Annotated in this window: 1 protein-coding gene; it reads right to left on the bottom strand. The window is 52.4% G+C overall.

Annotated features, from left to right (window positions below):
- Positions 1-231, bottom strand: a 231-nt coding sequence (locus Q4563_RS23080; protein ID WP_303606211.1) for a hypothetical protein, incomplete at both ends; no start/stop codon positions are given.

Raw genomic sequence — 231 nt, 5'->3', positions numbered from 1 at the left:
CAGAATCGCCCCCATGCTGGCCATCGCTTTTTTGCTGTCGTCTATCTGGAAATCACTCGCGCCAACGTCGGCACATTGCTGATAGTAGGCTTCGATCTCTTTCAGCTTGCTGTTATCCAGAATCACTTTTGCCGCCCGGCCTTCGTACACAATGCGCACGGTAATCTCATCCTTGACGGACTCGTTCATGGTGTAGCTATCCACCACCGTACCAAACACATCCAGAGTGGC

This window comes from Gilvimarinus sp. 1_MG-2023 (assembly GCF_030548285.1).
Note: the sequence above shows the minus strand (reverse complement) of the source record. Positions and strands in the feature narration are given on the sequence as shown.